The 2,004-nt window shown below is 63.2% G+C and carries 1 protein-coding gene; it reads right to left on the bottom strand.

Annotation, left to right across the window (positions count from 1 at the left end):
• Positions 1 to 2,004: DEAD/DEAH box helicase family protein (locus tag ABI213_RS21115; protein WP_348028539.1), on the bottom strand; the 2,004-nt coding region annotated here is incomplete at both ends.

A 2,004-nucleotide genomic window follows, 5' to 3' on the forward strand; every position in this document is an offset into this window, starting at 1 on the left:
GTTGTTGCGGGCCTGTTGCTGCAAGGTGGTGGATTCGGCCACCTTGCCAAAAATGGTGCTGTTGACGTAGCTCAGTTGGTCTTGCGCGCTGGTGTCGGCACCAAACAGGTCGTTCAGCTTCTCTATCAGCTCGGCCATGTAGGCGGTTTGCTTTTCTTGCACGCTGCCGCTGCCTGCCTCGGTAATGGGCTGCAGCGGTATCGCCGCGCCCGCCGCCAGCGGCATATTGGCTTTACCCTGGTTTTTGAGGTGGTGGTGGGTGAGCACCACTTTGCTCAGGTCGATGCCTTCGCGCTCGCGGCCAAATTCCAGCAGCGGCAGCAGCCGCTTGTAGAAGATGGCGCGCATCTCGATGGCGGTGTTGCCGTAGTCAAAGATTTGCGACAAAAACGTGTACAGCCGCAAAAACGCCGCCATGTCGGCCTTGAACAGCTGCAAGGCGTCCATCTCGTCCTGGGCGGCTTTGGTGTCGGACTTGGTTTGCGCTGCATTGCGTACGACTTGCGCCGCCTTGTAGCGTTTCAGCACGCGGTCGCTCACGGGCTCCAGTGCGGCCACCAGCTCGCCCTGGCGGGCGTTGGGGTCCAGCTCTACCTGCACCACGCGATGCACCTCGAAGTCGTCGTAGTGCCCTGCTGCGTCCAGCTTGGCGCGCAGGTTGAAGACCAGGTTGGGGTCGGTGGTGGCCGACAGCTCGGCGGTGGTGTGGTAGGTCTTAAAAGCGGCCAGCACCTCGGCGGGCTGGTTCACAAAGTCGATCACGTAGGTGGTGTCTTTACCGGGGTGGGCGCGGTTCAGGCGGCTCAGGGTCTGCACCGCCTGGATGCCCGCCAGGCGCTTGTCCACATACATGCCGCACAGCAGGGGCTGGTCAAAGCCGGTCTGGAACTTGTTGGCGACCAGCAAAATTTGGTATTCCGTGCCCTTGAAGGCTTCGCGGATGTCGCGGCCTTTCAGGTTCGGGTTCAGCGCCGGGCTGTTCTCAGTCAAGGCATCTTCCCCTGCCTCCGCGTCTTGCACCTCACCCGAGAACGCCACCAGCGTGCCCAGCGTGTAGCCCCGGTCTTTGATGTAGCGCTGCACCGCCCGCTGCCAGCGCACTGCCTCTAGCCGGCTGCCCACCACCACCATGGCCTTGGCCTGGCCGCCCAGCAGCGGGGCCACGAAGGCGCGGTAGTGCTCTACCACCACCTCCACCTTTTGCGCGATGTTGTAGGGGTGTAGCCGCACCCAGCGCATGATGCCCTTCATGGCGGCGCTGCGCTCCACCTGCTGTTCGTTCAGCTCCTTGCCCTCGTGGGCCAGCCTGAACGCCAGGTGGTAGGGCGTGTAGTTTTGCAGCACGTCGAGGATGAAGCCCTCCTCAATCGCCTGGCGCATGGAATACACGTGGAACGGCGCGGGGATGTTGTCCGCCGCCGGTTTGCGCGTGGGGTCGGGGCATGTGCCAAACAGCTCCAGCGTCTTGTTCTTGGGCGTGGCGGTAAAGGCCACAAAGGTAATGCCGGGCGTGTCGGCGCGGGTGGCCATCTGCGCGGCCAGCAGGTCTTGCGTGCTGACCTCGCCGCCGTCTTGCAGCTCGGCCAGCTCTTCGATCGAGAGCACCGCTTTCAACTTGCTGGCTGCTTCACCGGTTTGCGAGCTGTGTGCTTCGTCGGCAATCACCGCAAAGCGCTTGCCCTGGGTGGCAGCCAGCGTGCGCACCGCCTCCAGCGCGAACGGAAAGGTCTGGATGGTGCAGACCACAATCTTCTTCTGCCCCGAAAGCGCCTCGGCCAGCGCCGCGCTCTTGCTGCCGTCGGCATTTTTGATGGTCGCCACCACGCCGCTGGTGCGCTGAAAGTCAAACAGCGCTTCTTGCAGCTGCGCGTCGATCACGTTGCGGTCGCTCACCACCAGCACCGTGTCAAACAGCTTGGCGTGCTGCGCGTCGTGCAGTTCGGCCAAAAAGTGGGCTGTCCAGGCGATGGAATTGGTCTTGCCCGAGCCCGCCGAGTGCTGCAC

This window comes from Rhodoferax sp. (genome assembly GCF_039922535.1).
In the GTDB taxonomy this organism is placed as follows: domain Bacteria; phylum Pseudomonadota; class Gammaproteobacteria; order Burkholderiales; family Burkholderiaceae_C; genus Rhodoferax_B.